The sequence below is a fragment of the Arthrobacter sp. Y3221157 genome (assembly GCF_059089865.1).
This window is the reverse complement of record NZ_JBNHFD010000031.1, coordinates 23,188-38,032: the sequence shown is the minus strand read 5'-3', so window position 1 is coordinate 38,032 and position 14,845 is coordinate 23,188. Positions and strand designations below refer to the sequence as shown.

Below are 14,845 nucleotides of genomic sequence, written 5' to 3'. Positions count from 1 at the left end.
GGCGCCGGCGAGATCCTGGCCCGCGAAAGCGTGGTGCTGGACGGCTCGGCCACCACGCGGGACGCCGCCATCGACGAAGCCGGCCGGCTGCTGCTGGCCCGCGGCGCCGTGGATGAGGGCTACATCGCGGCCATGCATGAGCGCGAGGCGTCCGTCTCCACCTACATGGGCAGCTTCCTGGCCATCCCGCACGGCACAAACGCCGCGAAGGACCACATCCGCAAATCCGCGGTGTCCGTGGTCCGCTACCCCGAGGGCATCGATTGGAACGGCAAGCAGGTGAAGTTCGTGGTGGGCGTCGCAGGCGTCAACAACGAACACCTCCACATCCTGTCCTCCATCGCGAAGGTCTTCACCAACAAGGAGCAGGTGGCCCGACTGGAAGCCGCCCGGTCCGTGGACGAAGTCCTGGAGCTCTTCGGAAAGGTCAACGCATAGTGAAGGCTGTACATTTCGGTGCCGGGAACATCGGCCGCGGCTTTGTTGGACTGCTCCTGCATGACGCAGGGTACGAGGTGGTCTTCGCGGACGTGGCTGATGCCCTCATCGCGCAGCTCGCGGAGGCGGACAGTTACCAGGTCCACGAAGTGGGGGAGAACCCCGCCGTCCGGACCGTGGACAACTTCCGCGCACTGAACTCGAACACGCAGGAAGCGGAACTCGTCGCGCAGATCTCCACGGCCGATCTCGTCACCACGGCCGTGGGCCCGCACATCCTGAAGTTCGTGGCGCCGGTCATCGCCAAGGGCATCGCTGCACGCGAAGACGGGATGGCGCCGCTGCAGGTCATGGCCTGCGAGAACGCCATCAATGCCTCGGACATCCTGGCCCGGGAGGTGGCCTCCCGTCCGGAGGCTGCCAACGGGGCACTGGAAGGGCATGCGGTGTTCGCGAACACAGCGGTGGACCGTATCGTTCCCAACCAGGAAGCCGGCAAGGGCCTTGATGTCACAGTGGAGACCTTCTACGAGTGGGTCATCGACAGGACGCCTTTCGCCGGTGCCGCCCCGTCCATCCCGGGGGCAACCTTCGTGGACGAACTCTCGCCCTACATCGAGCGGAAGCTGTTCACGGTGAACACGGGCCACGCCTCAGCAGCCTATTTCGGGTTCGAGGCAGGCATCGAAAAGATCTCCGATGCGATGGCCGACCAGGACGTGGCAGAGGACGTCCGTGCCGTGCTGGAGGAGACCAAGCAGCTGCTGGTGACCAAGCATGGCTTCAGTAACGACGAGCAGGAGGCCTACGTCCAGAAGATTCTGGCCAGGTTCTCCAACCCGCACCTGCCGGACACCGTCAACCGGGTGGGCCGTGCGCCGCTGCGGAAGCTCGGCCGGCATGAACGCTTCATTGGCCCGGCCGCTGAACTGGCGGAGCGCGGTGTGGTCCCGGAAGCCCTGCTCGGTGCTATCGCCGCTGCCCTGCGCTTCAACGATCCGGCAGACACCGAGGCAACGGAACTGGCCGGTATCCTGGCTGCGAACAGCCCCGCGGACGCCACGGCGAAAATCACGGGGCTGGAGCCCGGGCACCCGCTGTTCAGCGCCGTCGCCACCCTGGTGGAGGAGCGGCAGGGGGAAGTGGCGCGAACGCCCGCCTGACCCCGCTCCTGCTTCCGCAGCACCTGACGTATTGCACAACGCACGACGCCGGCACTTCCGCAAGTGCCGGCGTCGTGCGTTGTGATTCCACCACCTTTCAGCCTAAACAGGGACCCTCTCTCAGCTTCGGCGGGTAAAAGCCGGACGCCGGCGCACTTCTGGCGGGTATGAGCCGGACGCCCTCTCACTCCTGTGCAAGGCTGTGCGGGTGACTTCCGCCCCTGATGCCCTGCCTCCTTTGCTGGCCGCCGACGTCGACGGCGGCACCTTCCGCCTCCGCCGCGCCACCCGTGCCGACCTTCCCGCCGTCGTATGCCTGCTGGCTGACGACGCACTGGGCGCGGCCCGTGAAACCGGCGGGGACATGGCCCCCTACGAGCGGGCCTTTGAAGCGATCGACGGCGATCCGGCCCACCTGCTGGTGGTGGGCGACGTGGTGCCGCGCGGCGAAGCCGCCGGTCCGGTCATTGCCACGTTCCAGCTGAGCTACCTCCCGGGCATATCCCGGCAGGGCGCCTGGCGTTCGCAGATCGAAGGCGTCCGGGTGGCCGGCGGCTGGCGCGGTCGGGGCATCGGAGAGCTCATGGTGCGCTGGGCCATTGACGAGTCCCGGCGGCGGGATTGCGCGCTGGTGCAGCTGACCACCCACAAGTCCCGGACCGCCGCACACCGTTTCTATGAGCGCCTGGGATTCGAGGCAAGCCACGAAGGCATGAAGCTGGCTTTGTAATGCCGCCGGAAGTGAGCGGGCGTCTAGGCCTTGACGGAGCCCTTGGGTACGAACAGCGTCTCGGCCTGCTCCAAGGACATCCCGTTGGTCTCCGGCACTTTGAACATCACGAAGAAGAACGACGCCGCCGCGAACAGCGCGTACATCGCGTACGTCAACGGCAGGGAACCGGCAGCCATCACGGGGAAGCTGAGGGTGATGGCGAAGTTGGCCACCCACTGGGCTGCCGCGGCCAGGCCCAGGGCGCGGGCACGGATCCGGGAGGGGAAGATTTCGCCCAGGAGCACCCATACCAGCGGGCCCCAGGAGGCGCCGAAGCTGATTACGAACATGTTCGCGGCCACCAGGGCAACCGGGCCCCAGGCTCCCGGAAGGGTCAGTTCGGAACCCGTGCCAACAGCGGAGGCGAAGGCCAGCGCCATGGCGCCCAGGGACACGGCCATGCCCACGGAACCGGCCAGCAGGATGGGCCGGCGGCCGATCCGGTCCACCAGCGCAATGGCCACCAGCGTGACCAGGATGTTGGTGACGGACGTCGCCACGGAGATAGTCAGCGAGTCCTTCTCCTGGAAGCCCACGGCCTTCCAGAGAGTCGTGGAGTAGTAGAAGATCACGTTGATGCCCACGAACTGCTGCAGGACGGAGAGGATGATGCCCACCCAGACCACCGCCTGCAGCCCGAACGCCCTGCCGCGGAGCGAGCCCTTCTGGCCGGCCAGCTTGTCTTCCTCGATGGCTTCCCGGATCTCGCGGATGTGCCGGTCGGTGTCCTCTGCGGGAGCGATCGCGTCAAAGACCTTGCGGGCCTCGTCCTCCTTGCCCAGGAACACCAGGAAACGCGGGGACTCCGGGAGCGTGTAGGCAACCCAGCCGTAGACCACGGCCGGCAGCGCCGCGGCCAGGAACATCCAGCGCCAGGCCTCGATGCCCAGCCAGAACGCCTGGTCCGCGCCGCCGGCGCTGGTGGCGAACAAGGCATCGGAGAGCAGGGCGGCGAAGATGCCGGTGGTGATGGCCAGCTGCTGAAGCGACGCGAGCCGGCCGCGGATCTTGCGCGGCGAGATCTCGGAAATGTAGGCCGGGGCGATCACGGAGGCCAGGCCGATGCCCAGTCCGCCCACCAGGCGCCAGAAGATCAGGTCCCAGATACTGAACGCGAATCCGGTGCCGAGGGCGCTGACCAGGAAGAGCAGGGCGCCGAGCTTCATGGCGGGGATGCGGCCGTACCGGTCTGCCACCCTGCCGGCGAGGTAGGCGCCGGCGGCACAGCCCAGCAGGGCAATGGCGACAGCAAACCCGGTCACCGCCTCGGACAGCGCGAATTCGTCCTTCATGGCGTCGACAGCACCGTTCACTACGGACGAGTCGAAGCCGAAAAGGAATCCGCCCACCGCCCCTGCAAGCGCCAGCCAGATCACCCGCTGCGGTATCCGGGCGGTGGTCTGCTCCTGGGCAGTGGGCATGGTTCTCCCTGGGTTTGGGGTCTGGTGGAATGCGGTGCGGACATCGTCGGCTGCGGTACCGGCAAGAAGGGCCGGCGCACACGCGCTAAACAGTGTGGCACGTCACCGGCCGAGGTTCCACTTGGCAGCCTGCGCCCTTAAAGGGAGGACGACGACGGCGGGCCGCGCCGTCGTCGTCGTCGTCCTCCTTCTGCCGGGGGCAGTTAGTGCGCTGCCGCAGCTGCCGCCTCCGGAGAGGCTGCCCTCTGGTCGGTGAGCTTCTTGTTGGGGAGCGCGAAGCTGATCAGGAACGCGATGCCCGTGAGGGCAGCGGCGGTGAACATCACCACATCGATGGAGTAGGCAAAGCCCTCGGTGATGGGCCGGGTCAGCACGCTGTTCGCGGTGTGCAGCCAGCTGGTGTCGTTCAGGGACTCGTGGGAGGCGCCGTCACGAAAGAACTCGTAGAGCTTTGCGTTGGCCGGGTCCGCGGCGACCGCTGGGTCCTGCAGCACGGCCAGGTAGGCGGGATCGGCCATCGCTGACTTCATGCTGTCAGCGATCCGGCTGGCGGCCAGGCTGAACAGGAGGGAGATGAACACGGCCGTTCCCACCGCGCCGCCCATGGACCGGAAGAAAGCCGCGGATGAGGTGCCCACGCCCATGTCCCGCGGCGGAACCGAGGTCTGCATGGCCAGCGTGAGCGGCTGCATGCAGAAACCGAGCCCCATGCCGAAGAAGACCGCGATGATCCCCGGAACCCACAGGGCGGTGTCCGCGCCCAGCGAGAAGCCCATCACCATGGCCGCCGCGGTGAGGATGCCGGTGCCCATGACGGGGAAGATCCGGTAGGTTCCCGACGCCGAAATGGTCCGCCCGGCCGTGATGGACCCGGCCAGGATGCCCACAGTGAAGGTGATCATCATCAGGCCCGCCTCGGTGGGCGTCAGCCCCTTCACCAGTTGCAGGTACAGCGGGAGCATGGCGATGGCACCGAACATGCCGATGCCGATGATGAAGTTCAGCAGCGCGGACAGCCCGAAGGTGGTGTTCCGGAAAAGCCGCAGCGGGATCAGGGCGGAGTCGCCGGCCCGCTTTTCGGCCAGCAGGAACCAGGCGATGCCCGCGACGCCGAGTCCGTAGCAGAGGAACGAGTTCAGGGACGTCCAGCCCCAGCTGCGCCCCTGTTCGGCCACGAGCAGCAGCGGCACAATCGCCAGCGTGATGGCGGCGGCGCCCCAATAGTCGATCTTCTGCTTCGCGTGCTTTGCCGGCAGGTGCAGGAACAGGAACACCACGGCCAGTGCCGCGAGGCCGATGGGCAGGTTGATGAAGAACACCCAGCGCCAGCCGTCAAAGCCCAGGATGTTTGAGGAACCGGCGAAGGCACCGCCCACCACCGGGCCGAGCACCGACGAGATGCCGAACACGCTCATGAAGTAGCCCTGGTACTTGGCCCGGTCCTTGAGCGAGACGATGTCGCCGATGATGGTCAGCGCCAGCGCCAGCAGGCCGCCCGCACCCAGGCCCTGGACGCCGCGGGCGAAGGCCAGCTCGGTCATGGAGTTGACCGAGCCGGCGTACAGCGAGCCCACCAGGAAGATGGCGATCGCAATGAGGTAGAGGGGCCGCCGGCCAAAGATGTCACTCAGCTTGCCGTACAGCGGCGTGCTGACCGTGGACGTGATGAGGTAGGCAGTGGTTGCCCAGGCCTGCAGCGACAGGCCGTCCAGGTCGTTGGCGATGGTGTAGATGCTGGTGGACACGATGGTCTGGTCCAGCGAGGCCAGGAACATGCCCAGCATCAGTCCCACCATCACGGTCACGATCTGGCGCTGCGTCAGCGCTTCTCCGGCAGGTCGCGCCGCGGGGGCTTTGGGCATGGAAACTCCAAGGGTGGGGAAAGGGCCGACAGGGATAGTTGCTTTCAGTAACTATCGTACGCCTGCCGGTTATTCCCCACGCTGGAGATTCCTTCGCTAACGCTCCACGAGGATGCCGTCCGGATCGCACCACACCATGGCGCCGGGCCGGAAAGTCACGCCGTCCACCACCACGTCAACGTCCACCTCGCCCGCGCCGGCTTTGGCGCTCTTCCTCGGGTTGCTGCCCAGCGCCTTCACCCCGAGCTGAAGTTGTGCGATGGCCTCACGGTCCCTGATGGCCCCGTGAATCACGACGCCGGCCCAGCCGTTCGCCACGGCGCTTTCGGCGATCATGTCCCCCATCAAGGCCGTGCCCAAAGAACCGCCGCCGTCCACTACCAGCACATTGCCGTCGCCCGGCGTGGCCAGGGTGGACTTAACCAGGGCGTTGTCCTGGAAGCAGCGGATGGTCCGGATGGGCCCGCTGAAGTGGGAGCGTCCGCCCAAGGACTGGAACTGCAGTGCCACGGACGCCAGCTCGTCACCGCGCTCGTCGTACAGGTCCGCCGTGTTGACGGTGGAAACTGAGTGTTCTTCTGCTGCTGGAGCCATCGGTTCTCCTGGTCTTGTGGCGGGTTTGCCGGCTGCCGCCGGGGCGGCACGCGGCGCTGTTGCTGCCCACGATAGTCTGATTCCGTCGTCAGCCATCCGTCCCGGGGGAACAAGTCATGAACAGGTCCGATACACCCGCGCCACTGGAGCGCGGTGCCGGGCCTGGCGGTCCGGCGGCGGCGCTCGCCGAGCCCACACAGAGGGTCACCGCCCGGTGGGTCACCGGGCTGGTGCTGGTCAACGTCGGCATCAACGCAGCATTCTTCGGCCCCATCAACGTCTTCATCGGGCAGCAGGCCATCAGCATCGATGCGCCCAGCAAGGAAGCCATCCTCTCGCTGGTCACGGCCTGCGGTGCAGCGGTGTCACTGGTGGCGAATCCGCTCTTCGGCGCACTCTCGGACCGCACCACCTCCCGCTTTGGCCGCCGCGCCCCCTGGGTGCTGGCGGGCGCAGTGCTGGCAGCCGCCGCGCTGCTGGCCATGTCCGTGTCCCCAACTGTTGCCCTGATGGTGCTCTTCTGGTGCCTGGTCCAGCTGGGCGCCAACGCCGCCTACGCGGCCATCACGGCGGCAGTTCCGGACCGCGTCCCGGTACTCCAGCGGGGCGGAGTGGGCGGACTTGCGGCGATGGGCCAGACCCTCGGCATCCTCACCGGAGCGGTCTTCGGCGCCGTCGTCTCCGGAAACTTCATGGTGGGTTACTGGCTGTGCGCCGCCGCCCTGCTGCTGTCCGTGCTGCCGTACCTCTTCCACCGGAACGATCCCGTCCTGCACAAGGGGGTGCTGCGTCGGTTCCGGATCAAGGAGTTCCTTGTGGGATTCTGGATCAGCCCCCGGCTGTATCCGGATTTCGCCTGGGCGTGGCTGACCCGCTTCCTGGTCAATGTCGGCAACCAGCTGACCATCGTCTACCTGCTCTTCTTCCTGCGGGACATCATCGGCCACGAGGACCCGGCCACCGGTGTGCTGGTCCTGACGGGAATCTACGCGGTCATGGTGATGGTCACCGCCGTGGTGGCCGGTCCCTGGAGCGACAGGGTCGGCAGGCGGAAGCCATTCGTTATCGGATCCTCCGCCATCATTGCCATGGCGGGCCTGATCATGGCGTTCTTCCCGGTCTGGCCGGGCGCACTGGCCGGCGCAGCCGTCCTCGGCGTCGGTTTCGGCGCGTACCTGGCCGTGGACTTCGCGCTGCTGACCCAGGTTCTGCCGCAGGCCCTGGACCGCGGCAAGGACATGGGCGTGATCAACGTTGCCAACTCGCTGCCCCAGGTGGTGGCGCCCACCCTGGCACTCCTGGCCGTCACCCGATGGGGCGGCTACTCAACACTCTTCGTCACGGCAGCCATCATCGGCCTTCTGGGGGCTGTCTTCGTGGTCAAGATCAAGAGCGTGGCCTGACCGGCGGAAGACCGGGTAGTAAGGCCACTGACAAATAACGTCATACAACTGTGTCGTATAGTTGATCCCTGACTGCAGGCGGATTCGGGATGGGGACGCTCCCGGCTGCTGCACTACAGGATCACAACCCCGGAATGCTGATGCCCGAAACCATTTCAGACCATCCGCCCATGGCCGCCAGGCCCTCCGCTCCCCGCCAACGGCTCCGCTATACCCGCATCCTGGAGTCCGCCGCCGCGTTCGCCCGCAAGGGCCTGGAGTCGGTGGAACTCGCGGAGGTGGCAGCCAAGGCTGATGTGCCGCTGGGCACGCTCTACCGCTATTTTCCGTCCCCCACCCACCTGATGCTGGCCCTGTACCGGCACCAGCTGGATGAATTGCAGGCCGGCACCAGAAGTGGGTCTGCCCGGTTCCGCGGCCGCGCCCTGCCGGGACTGGTAATGGAAATCTTCCATATGCGCGTCATGCAGCCAGCCGTGGAGCAGTGCTTGAGCCGGGGTATCTACGTTCCGGACCGCGACACCACCGCGCTGCTGCGGGAAATCGACGTGCTGGGCGAGAAGGTGGTGGGCGCTGCGGCCACGGACGCTGTTGCTGCCCGCGTCCTGCTCCTGACTGTCACTGGTCTGGTCCAGTCCGTCCGGAACCGGCGCCTTTCCCTCTTCGAAGCCGAAGAGGACCTCAAAAAGGCCTGCGCCCGCCTCTCTCCGGGGGCCGAAGCCGGGTTCACACTGTCCCAAAGCGCGTAACCGGCCTAGACCAATCAGCCAATAAGTACGCCTTTATCCCGTGGCGTGAGTCACAACTTCTTTTGATCAAGCGTTTTGGCGCGCGCGGGCCGTGTCAAATCGTCGCGGAACCCGGAAAACCGCTGCCTACCATGTAGTCACCGGAGCAACAGGGAGGAACAAAACATCCCCACGCTCCCGCGGACCCGCCACCCCTGGGTTTCCTGTCGCACCATTCCCTTTGCCTGCGCCCGCCCGGGCGCCGGGCTTCCATGTGCCGTGTGCGCACGGCGAGCACCAGGAGACAACGACGTGTCCATTGACGCAATCACAGCCATTGACGATTCCGCTGCCACCCCGCTGACCGAGGATGAGATCTTCAGCGCCCACCAGGGCGGCAAGCTGACCATCGGCACCACGGCGCCGCTGTCCAACAAGCGGGACCTGTCCATCGCCTACACGCCCGGCGTGGCCGAAGTAAGCCGTGCCATCCACAAGCAGCCGGAACTCGCCCGCACTCTGACCTGGGCCGAGCGCCTGGTGGTCGTGGTCAGCGACGGCACCGCTGTCCTGGGCCTGGGCAACATCGGCCCCAGCGCGTCCCTGCCCGTCATGGAGGGCAAGTCCGCACTGTTCAAGACCTTCGGCGACCTGGACTCCATCCCCCTGGTCCTCAACACCAGCGATGTTGATGAGATCGTGGAAACCCTGGTCCGGCTCCGCCCCAGCTTCGGCGCCGTCAACCTTGAGGACATCGCCGCCCCGCGCTGCTTCGAACTCGAGGAAAAGCTCATCGAAGCACTGGACTGCCCCGTCATGCACGACGACCAGCACGGCACCGCCGTGGTGGCCCTCGCCGCGCTGACCAACGCCGCCAAGGTGACCGGCCGCAGCCTGGAAAGCCTCAAGGTGGTCGTATCCGGTGCGGGTGCCGCCGGTATCGCCGTCGCCGAGATCCTGCTGGCTGCCGGCACCAGCGATGTCGTCCTGCTGGACTCCCGCGGCGTCATCAACAGCCAGCGCGCGGACCTGGCCGCGGACACCACCAGCAAGAAGGCCGATATCGCCGGCCGCAGCAACCCGCGCGGCGTCTCCGGCGGCCCGGCTGAGGCACTCGCCGGTGCCGACGTGTTCATCGGTGTCTCTTCCTCGAAGCTGGACGAGGACCACCTCGCGCTCATGAACCAGGACTCCATCGTGTTCGCCCTTTCCAACCCGGATCCCGAGGTGCTGCCGGAGGTGGCCGTCAAGTACGCCGCCGTGGTGGCCACCGGGCGCAGTGATTTCCCCAACCAGATCAACAACGTCCTGGCCTTCCCCGGCATCTTCCGGGGTGCCCTGGATGCCGGCGCCCGCCGCATCACCCCCGCCATGAAGCTGGCGGCAGCGCGGGCCATCGCCGAACTTGCCGCCGAGGACCTGTCCGCGGACTACATTGTCCCCAGCCCGCTGGATCCGCGGGTTGCCCCCGCCGTCACCGCGGCCGTTGCTGCCGCTGCGGCAGCAGGGTAACCCCTCCCTTGTGAAGTAACGACGGCGGTGCCTCCTTGCGACAGGAGGCACCGCCGTCGGGGGTTAAGGGCAGCGGCCATAAACTGGGGTGCATGAACTCCGAGACCGTGGTGACCGCCCTGTGCGGCCTGGCAATCCTGGTGGGTGTGGCCGGCACCATTATCCCGGTGCTTCCAGGCAGCATCCTGATCGGAGCGGGCCTCCTGGCCTGGGCCATCTGGGGCGGCGCGGGGATGGCGGGCTGGGTGGTCTTTGCGGTTGCCATTGTGTTCGTTGCCGCCGGCATGGGCGCCAGCGCCGTCCTCACCGGACGGAAGCTGAAGGAGCATGCCATCCCGAGCCGCAGCATTGTGGCCGCGCTGGTTGCCGGGGTGGTGGGCATGTTCATCATCCCTGTGGTGGGACTTTTCGTCGGTTTCGCGGCGGGCCTGCTGATCAGCGAGTTTCTCCGCACCCGCAACATCGGCCGGGCGGCCACGTCCAGCTGGGCCGCCCTCAAAGCCACCGGGCTGGGCATGCTGGCCGAGTTCGGGCTCGCGTCCCTCGCGGCCAGCACCTGGGTCATCGGGGTGTGGATTGCAGCGACCAGCGGCTGAACAGCTTGCAGCCGGGATTTCTGCCGCGTAAAACGGAGGCATGATCGAGCCAAGTTCAGCTCTGGAACAGGTCCAGGCGTGGGTGGAAAAGTACCAGGCGGCCTGGAGCAGTAACCTGCCCGAAGACATCCGCGCGCTGTTCACACCCGACGCCCGGTACGAGACCCGGCCCGCGGACCCGGACCCCTGGGTGGGCCGGGACGACATCGTGGACCGCTGGCTGGCCGCCCGGGACGAGCCGGGGGACTGGACGTTCAGCTGGGAACTGCTGGGAACCGACGGCAATACCGCCTTCGTCCAGGGGCTCACCACCTATTCGGGCGGCCGGCCCACCTATGACAACCTGTGGGTGATCAGGTTTGACGGCACCGGCCGCGCCAGCTCTTTCACCGAGTGGTTCATGGAACGGGCCTGACCGGCGCCCGCTACAGTCCCAGGCCGCCGAGCTTGTCCCCCAGCCCGCCGGGAAGCTTGCCCAGCAGGTCAGCCGGGTTGATGCCAAGCTTCGCCAGCAGGTCCGAGTGCTGCTCCGTATCCACCTGGCCCGGCAGTTCCGTGTCCGCCCGGTCTGCCTTTTCGTGGTCTCCCTGGGACCGCAGGAACTCAAGGATCTGGGACTTGTCGATCTGCATGGCATTCTCCTTTACTGGTGTCCACAACTGCTAAGGATGCTTATTACCTTTCCCCAAATCAGGAAGCGGGACAAGGGCCAGTCCGAACGCAATGTCCCGGATAGCATGGAAAGATGACCGCCGGGGACACTGCACCGATCTACTGGGACAGCCGGGACCTTACCCCTTTCGGGCGCCCGCAGCTCCGTACTCCCGTCCACGATCTGGCCGGGGGAGTGGGAGGCCTGCTCAGCGGCGTGCTGGGAGGCAGGAACCCCGCCCTGCTGTCCATCGACGGCGACGTCCCCCGCCTGAAGCTCCTCCTGCCCAAGCCCGCCAAGGCCGTCCACGAGGCCGTCTTCGCCAGCCGGGAGCCTGAACGGCTGATCACGCTGGCGCGCGCCTATCCCGGCTGGGCCGGCCTGTGCTACCTGATGGCCGGGCTGCTGGCCTACAAGCACGGCGGCTACCTGCGCGCCTCCGAGCTCCTGCACCGCGGGCTAACCATCCGCAACGACGAGGAGGCGAACCGCTACTCGTCCACGTACCTCACCAGGATCGTTACCCAGATCGAACTTGCGGAGCGCGTCGAGATACCCGTCCTCTTCAGCGAGGAATCCGTGTTCCTCGCCCTGTCCCACTCGCTGCGCGAAACCGGCCGGACGGAAGCGGCGCTGGACGCACTGTCCGGCCTGCCGCCGTCGCTCCCCATGGCCCTGGCGCGCTGCTCGCTGGCGCTGACGCTGGGACGCAGCCGGACCGTGATCGACTGGACGGAAGGACTGCTGAACGTGGATGACCTCTCCGCGGCGCTGCTCCTCGTGCGGGCGCGCGCCCTGCGCCGGGAGGGCCGTTATGGAGCCGCCCATGAGGCCATCGGTGAGGTCCTGCGCCGGCGCAAGACGCACATGGTGCTGCGCAACGATGCCCTGACGGACCGGGCACTGCTGGTCCTGGAGTCCAGCCGCCGGTCCCTGAACCCGCGCGACTGGGGCAGGCGCCGGCCGGATCCCGAGCCGCAGCGCGAGATCGCCGCACCCATTCCCATCCGCAAGGACGAGGAGATGCGCAGGATCTGGGAACAGGACTGGAAGAAGCTCAGCGGGGACTAGATGCGGCGGCGAGCAGCGGCACCAGCTGTTCGCCCAGCAGGACCACAGCCAGCAGCACCATGATGACCCCACTGGCCAGGGTCACGGTACGGGCTGCCCCGGGCCGGCTCTGCAGCAGCGTCCGGGAAAGCAGTGCGACGGCGGTGTACACCAGGCCGGCCAGCGCCACGAAGGTCATGCCCAGTAGTCCGGACTGCACCGGCACCGGAAAGGAGGCCTCGGCGCTGACGAACTGGGGAATCAGGGCCACATAGAAGAGGAGCCCCTTCGGGTTGATTCCGCTGGTGCCCATGCCCTGGAGGAAGGTGCGGAGCTGGCTTCCGGCAGGACGGACGACGGCGTCTGCCGCGCTGAAGGAGGCGCCGCGCCACGAGCGCAGGGTGCTGACGCCCAGCCACATGAGGTAAGCGGCGCCAGCCAGGGTGATCCATCCCAGGACCCCCGGCATCCCGGCCAGCAGGGCCGCCAGTCCCGCCACCAGCAGGACGGTATGGAGGACGTACCCGCCGCAGAGCCCGGCCACCGCCGGAACGAAGCTGCGCTGCCGCAGGCCCGCGGTGATGATGTAGGCCCAGTCCACTCCGGGAGTGCAGGCCAGGGCGGTCGCCACCAGGATGAAGGCCAGGAACAGCTCCGGATTCATGGGTGTTTCTCCTGTCGGTTCTCTCAGGAGAAACGATAGGGATTTTGGGCCCGTAAGTGCTTTCTCCTTTTCGCCCGCCACCCGGCCCCTAAAGTATGATTCTTGCGTGATTGACGCTGTTGACAGGAATATTTTGCGCCACCTGAAAGAGGACGGCAGAATGACTGCCACCGCGCTCGCCGCCAAGGTAGGCCTGACGGTGGCGCCCTGCCACCGGCGGCTGCGCGACCTGGAGAAGTCAGGCATCATCCGGGGGTACAAGGCGGACATCGACCCCGCCGCGGTGGGCCTGGGGTTTGAGGCTATTGTGTTCGTGACGCTCCGGCAGGTGGACAGGCCCACCATGGAGATTTTCGAGAACCGGGTGGCGGACCATCCCAACATCGTGGAGGCGCAGCGGCTGTTCGGCTCCCCGGATTACCTGCTGAAGGTCATTGCCGAGGACCTGCCCGCGTACCAGCGCTTCTACGACGCCGAACTGACGTCCCTGCCCGGGGTCGAACGACTCACCTCAACGCTGGTGATGAAGAACCTGAAGTCGAACGCCGGCCCGCCTGTATAGCGGCCGTCCCTCAGCCCGCCGGCAGGACGTGCACGATGACCACCTGGGTGTCCTTGCCGCCGTCGTACCTCAAGTCGTAGTTGACCGTCAGTCCGGTGGCCGTGCCTGGCGTAATGGAGAAGTCGCTTCTTGAATCCGGGTCTGCCTGCGTGCTGCCGATCCCGTCCTCTGCAGAGGCCTCGGAGATCCCGTACCGCTCTACACCGTCCCGGATCAGGGCGAAGTACTCCTCCGGCGAACCGGCGGTGAGGAAGTAGGTCACTTCACTGAAGTCCGTCTGCGTGTCCGTGGTGTTGAAACGGATGCGGTCCGTCTCCGTGGTCCGGGTTGGCCAGGTACGCCTGGCCGTAAAAGTCGTAGACCATTGCAATGGTTTCCCAGTTATGTTCCGTGCCCTTGGAGGTGTCCCAGTCGGCAGGATCGATGCCCATGTCCCCGGGCCGCCGGGGTCGCCGCCTCACCCGCCGCCGGCCCCTCCTGTGCTGGCCTTTCCTGCTCGTCGGCGTTGGCGAGCAGCACCTTCGACGCCGATTCGAGCCCGGCTGTGGCCGACCTGAGCAGCTTCACGTGGGACGAGGTCCACTCGCTCCGGAACCGCTCGCCGTCGTGCCCTTTCCTCAGACCGGTGCCGATGCTGCTGCCCAACTGCTGGCTGAGGGCGTTCAGCGGTCAGTCTGCGGCGAGCAGCCCCGTGGTGCGGTAGGGAATGACTTCCCGGAGGAACATGCTGGTGGAGGTCCGCACAATGCCCGGGCACAGCCGGATCTCCTCGGAAACCCGGTAAAGGTCGTCCGGGCTGGTGGCCACAACCCTGATCAGCAGATCGGTATCTCCGGCGGGGGCGTGGCATTCGAGGACCTCGGGGATTTCCCGCAGGGCCGCGATGGCCTCGTTGAGGTGGCTCTGGTCCAGCTCGGCACTGACGGATGCTGCCACTCCGCGTCCCAGGGCGGCGGGCAGCACTCTACTGCTGTTGGGACGGAGCGCGCCGGAGGCTGTCATGCGTTCCAGCCGGGTCTGCACCGTTCCGCGCGCTAGCCCCAACCGCTGGGCGAGCACCATGATGGGCACGCGCGGGTCCTCATCGAGGGCGCGAAGGATCCGCTTGTCGGTGGGGTCCAGTTCCTGCAATCTGATCAGTTCCTGTCTCCGAAGCGCGGAAAGATTGATCGGATTGACCAGTCCAACCCGTGCCGGTTGCACCAACTGTAGGGTGTCTGCTGAAATATTGGCAACTGGGCAACGGCCACCGCCGGACCCCGCAGGCCAACGGCATTCCGGCACACCACCCGGGCGCTGCAGACCGCCTCCCGCAAGGAGGCTGCCGCTGATTGACTCTTGTTCACGCATCGTCATTCCGCACTTTTCACGGCAAGAGCCCCTGAGCCACCGATCATCGGATTTCCGTAGCAATCGGTAGCTGAGGGG

General features: G+C 66.7%; 17 protein-coding genes and 1 pseudogene. 10 read left to right on the top strand and 8 right to left on the bottom strand.

The features are described from left to right. The 3 genes from AC5RTT_RS10355 to AC5RTT_RS10345 form a co-directional block, all read left to right on the top strand. The coding region (locus AC5RTT_RS10355; protein WP_494145115.1) for a PTS mannitol transporter subunit IIA at nt 1-438 on the top strand (438 nt) is incomplete at its 5' end. After that, on the top strand, nt 438-1,601 hold the full coding sequence (locus tag AC5RTT_RS10350; protein WP_494145114.1) for a mannitol-1-phosphate 5-dehydrogenase: 1,164 nt from the start codon (nt 438-440) through the stop codon (nt 1,599-1,601). The genes AC5RTT_RS10355 and AC5RTT_RS10350, both read left to right, overlap by 1 nt. 208 nt (nt 1,602-1,809) lie before the next feature. Beyond that, nucleotides 1,810-2,331, top strand: a complete 522-nt coding sequence (locus AC5RTT_RS10345) for a GNAT family N-acetyltransferase (RefSeq protein ID WP_494145113.1) — start codon at nt 1,810-1,812, stop codon at nt 2,329-2,331. Nucleotides 2,332-2,354: 23 nt separating this feature from the next. On the opposite strand, the gene AC5RTT_RS10340 is transcribed toward AC5RTT_RS10345, so the two are convergent. From AC5RTT_RS10340 to rraA, 3 genes are all read right to left on the bottom strand, one after another. After that, nucleotides 2,355-3,794: a sugar porter family MFS transporter gene (locus AC5RTT_RS10340; protein WP_494145112.1), complete on the bottom strand. Its 1,440-nt coding sequence runs from the start codon at nt 3,792-3,794 to the stop codon at nt 2,355-2,357. Nucleotides 3,795-3,997: 203 nt separating this feature from the next. Further along, nucleotides 3,998-5,656 (bottom strand): MDR family MFS transporter, encoded by a 1,659-nt coding sequence (locus tag AC5RTT_RS10335; RefSeq protein ID WP_494145111.1) that lies wholly within the window; start codon nt 5,654-5,656, stop codon nt 3,998-4,000. A gap of 96 nt (nt 5,657-5,752) precedes the next feature. Continuing rightward, nucleotides 5,753-6,250 (bottom strand): ribonuclease E activity regulator RraA, encoded by a 498-nt coding sequence (gene rraA / locus AC5RTT_RS10330; protein ID WP_494145110.1) that lies wholly within the window; start codon nt 6,248-6,250, stop codon nt 5,753-5,755. Nucleotides 6,251-6,366: 116 nt separating this feature from the next. Here rraA and AC5RTT_RS10325 point away from each other — a divergent pair, with 116 nt between their 5' ends. From AC5RTT_RS10325 to AC5RTT_RS10305, 5 genes are all read left to right on the top strand, one after another. Beyond that, a complete protein-coding gene (locus AC5RTT_RS10325) occupies nt 6,367-7,653 on the top strand; it encodes an MFS transporter (RefSeq protein WP_494145109.1) in 1,287 nt (428 codons plus the stop codon). A gap of 140 nt (nt 7,654-7,793) precedes the next feature. Then, nucleotides 7,794-8,402 (top strand): TetR/AcrR family transcriptional regulator, encoded by a 609-nt coding sequence (locus AC5RTT_RS10320; protein WP_494011539.1) that lies wholly within the window; start codon nt 7,794-7,796, stop codon nt 8,400-8,402. Nucleotides 8,403-8,693: 291 nt separating this feature from the next. Then, a complete protein-coding gene (locus AC5RTT_RS10315) occupies nt 8,694-9,893 on the top strand; it encodes an NAD(P)-dependent malic enzyme (protein ID WP_494145108.1) in 1,200 nt (399 codons plus the stop codon). Between the two features lie 92 nt (nt 9,894-9,985). Next, nucleotides 9,986-10,489, top strand: a complete 504-nt coding sequence (locus AC5RTT_RS10310; RefSeq protein WP_494145107.1) for a DUF456 domain-containing protein — start codon at nt 9,986-9,988, stop codon at nt 10,487-10,489. Nucleotides 10,490-10,529: 40 nt separating this feature from the next. After that, the gene (locus AC5RTT_RS10305; protein WP_494011542.1) at nt 10,530-10,904 is read left to right on the top strand and encodes a nuclear transport factor 2 family protein; all 375 of its coding nucleotides are present in this window, start codon (nt 10,530-10,532) and stop codon (nt 10,902-10,904) included. Between the two features lie 10 nt (nt 10,905-10,914). On the opposite strand, the gene AC5RTT_RS10300 is transcribed toward AC5RTT_RS10305, so the two are convergent. After that, nucleotides 10,915-11,121 carry a hypothetical protein gene (locus tag AC5RTT_RS10300; protein ID WP_494145106.1) on the bottom strand — a complete coding sequence of 69 codons (207 nt, stop codon included), beginning with the start codon at nt 11,119-11,121 and terminating at the stop codon, nt 10,915-10,917. A gap of 113 nt (nt 11,122-11,234) precedes the next feature. Here AC5RTT_RS10300 and AC5RTT_RS10295 point away from each other — a divergent pair, with 113 nt between their 5' ends. Then, nucleotides 11,235-12,212, top strand: a complete 978-nt coding sequence (locus AC5RTT_RS10295) for a hypothetical protein (RefSeq protein ID WP_494145105.1) — start codon at nt 11,235-11,237, stop codon at nt 12,210-12,212. Here the strand turns inward: AC5RTT_RS10295 and AC5RTT_RS10290 are convergent. Continuing rightward, on the bottom strand, nt 12,199-12,855 hold the full coding sequence (locus AC5RTT_RS10290) for a LysE family translocator (protein WP_494145104.1): 657 nt from the start codon (nt 12,853-12,855) through the stop codon (nt 12,199-12,201). The two genes, AC5RTT_RS10295 and AC5RTT_RS10290, sit on opposite strands and share 14 nt — an antisense overlap. Nucleotides 12,856-12,961: 106 nt before the next feature. On the opposite strand from AC5RTT_RS10290, the gene AC5RTT_RS10285 reads away from it, so the two are divergent. Next, a complete protein-coding gene (locus tag AC5RTT_RS10285; protein ID WP_494145103.1) occupies nt 12,962-13,417 on the top strand; it encodes an Lrp/AsnC family transcriptional regulator in 456 nt (151 codons plus the stop codon). Between the two features lie 10 nt (nt 13,418-13,427). Here the strand turns inward: AC5RTT_RS10285 and AC5RTT_RS10280 are convergent. The 3 genes and pseudogenes from AC5RTT_RS10280 to AC5RTT_RS10270 all read right to left on the bottom strand — a co-directional run. Further along, nucleotides 13,428-13,739, bottom strand: a pseudogene (locus AC5RTT_RS10280) (hypothetical protein); the annotation flags it as partial. Then, nucleotides 13,681-13,878 (bottom strand): hypothetical protein, encoded by a 198-nt coding sequence (locus tag AC5RTT_RS10275; RefSeq protein WP_494145116.1) that lies wholly within the window; start codon nt 13,876-13,878, stop codon nt 13,681-13,683. The pseudogene AC5RTT_RS10280 and the gene AC5RTT_RS10275, both read right to left, overlap by 59 nt. A 208-nt stretch (nt 13,879-14,086) precedes the next feature. Then, on the bottom strand, nt 14,087-14,548 hold the full coding sequence (locus AC5RTT_RS10270) for an Lrp/AsnC family transcriptional regulator (protein ID WP_494145102.1): 462 nt from the start codon (nt 14,546-14,548) through the stop codon (nt 14,087-14,089). Between the last annotated feature and the right edge of the window lie 297 nt (nt 14,549-14,845).

Coding starts and splice junctions, on each gene's coding strand:
- AC5RTT_RS10340 (WP_494145112.1), bottom strand. CDS start 3,794: ATGCCCACTGCCCAGGAGCAGACCACCGCCCGGATACCGCAGCGGGTG.
- AC5RTT_RS10335 (WP_494145111.1), bottom strand. CDS start 5,656: ATGCCCAAAGCCCCCGCGGCGCGACCTGCCGGAGAAGCGCTGACGCAG.
- rraA (WP_494145110.1), bottom strand. CDS start 6,250: ATGGCTCCAGCAGCAGAAGAACACTCAGTTTCCACCGTCAACACGGCG.
- AC5RTT_RS10325 (WP_494145109.1), top strand. CDS start 6,367: ATGAACAGGTCCGATACACCCGCGCCACTGGAGCGCGGTGCCGGGCCT.
- AC5RTT_RS10320 (WP_494011539.1), top strand. CDS start 7,794: ATGCCCGAAACCATTTCAGACCATCCGCCCATGGCCGCCAGGCCCTCC.
- AC5RTT_RS10310 (WP_494145107.1), top strand. CDS start 9,986: ATGAACTCCGAGACCGTGGTGACCGCCCTGTGCGGCCTGGCAATCCTG.
- AC5RTT_RS10305 (WP_494011542.1), top strand. CDS start 10,530: ATGATCGAGCCAAGTTCAGCTCTGGAACAGGTCCAGGCGTGGGTGGAA.
- AC5RTT_RS10300 (WP_494145106.1), bottom strand. CDS start 11,121: ATGCAGATCGACAAGTCCCAGATCCTTGAGTTCCTGCGGTCCCAGGGA.
- AC5RTT_RS10295 (WP_494145105.1), top strand. CDS start 11,235: ATGACCGCCGGGGACACTGCACCGATCTACTGGGACAGCCGGGACCTT.
- AC5RTT_RS10290 (WP_494145104.1), bottom strand. CDS start 12,855: ATGAATCCGGAGCTGTTCCTGGCCTTCATCCTGGTGGCGACCGCCCTG.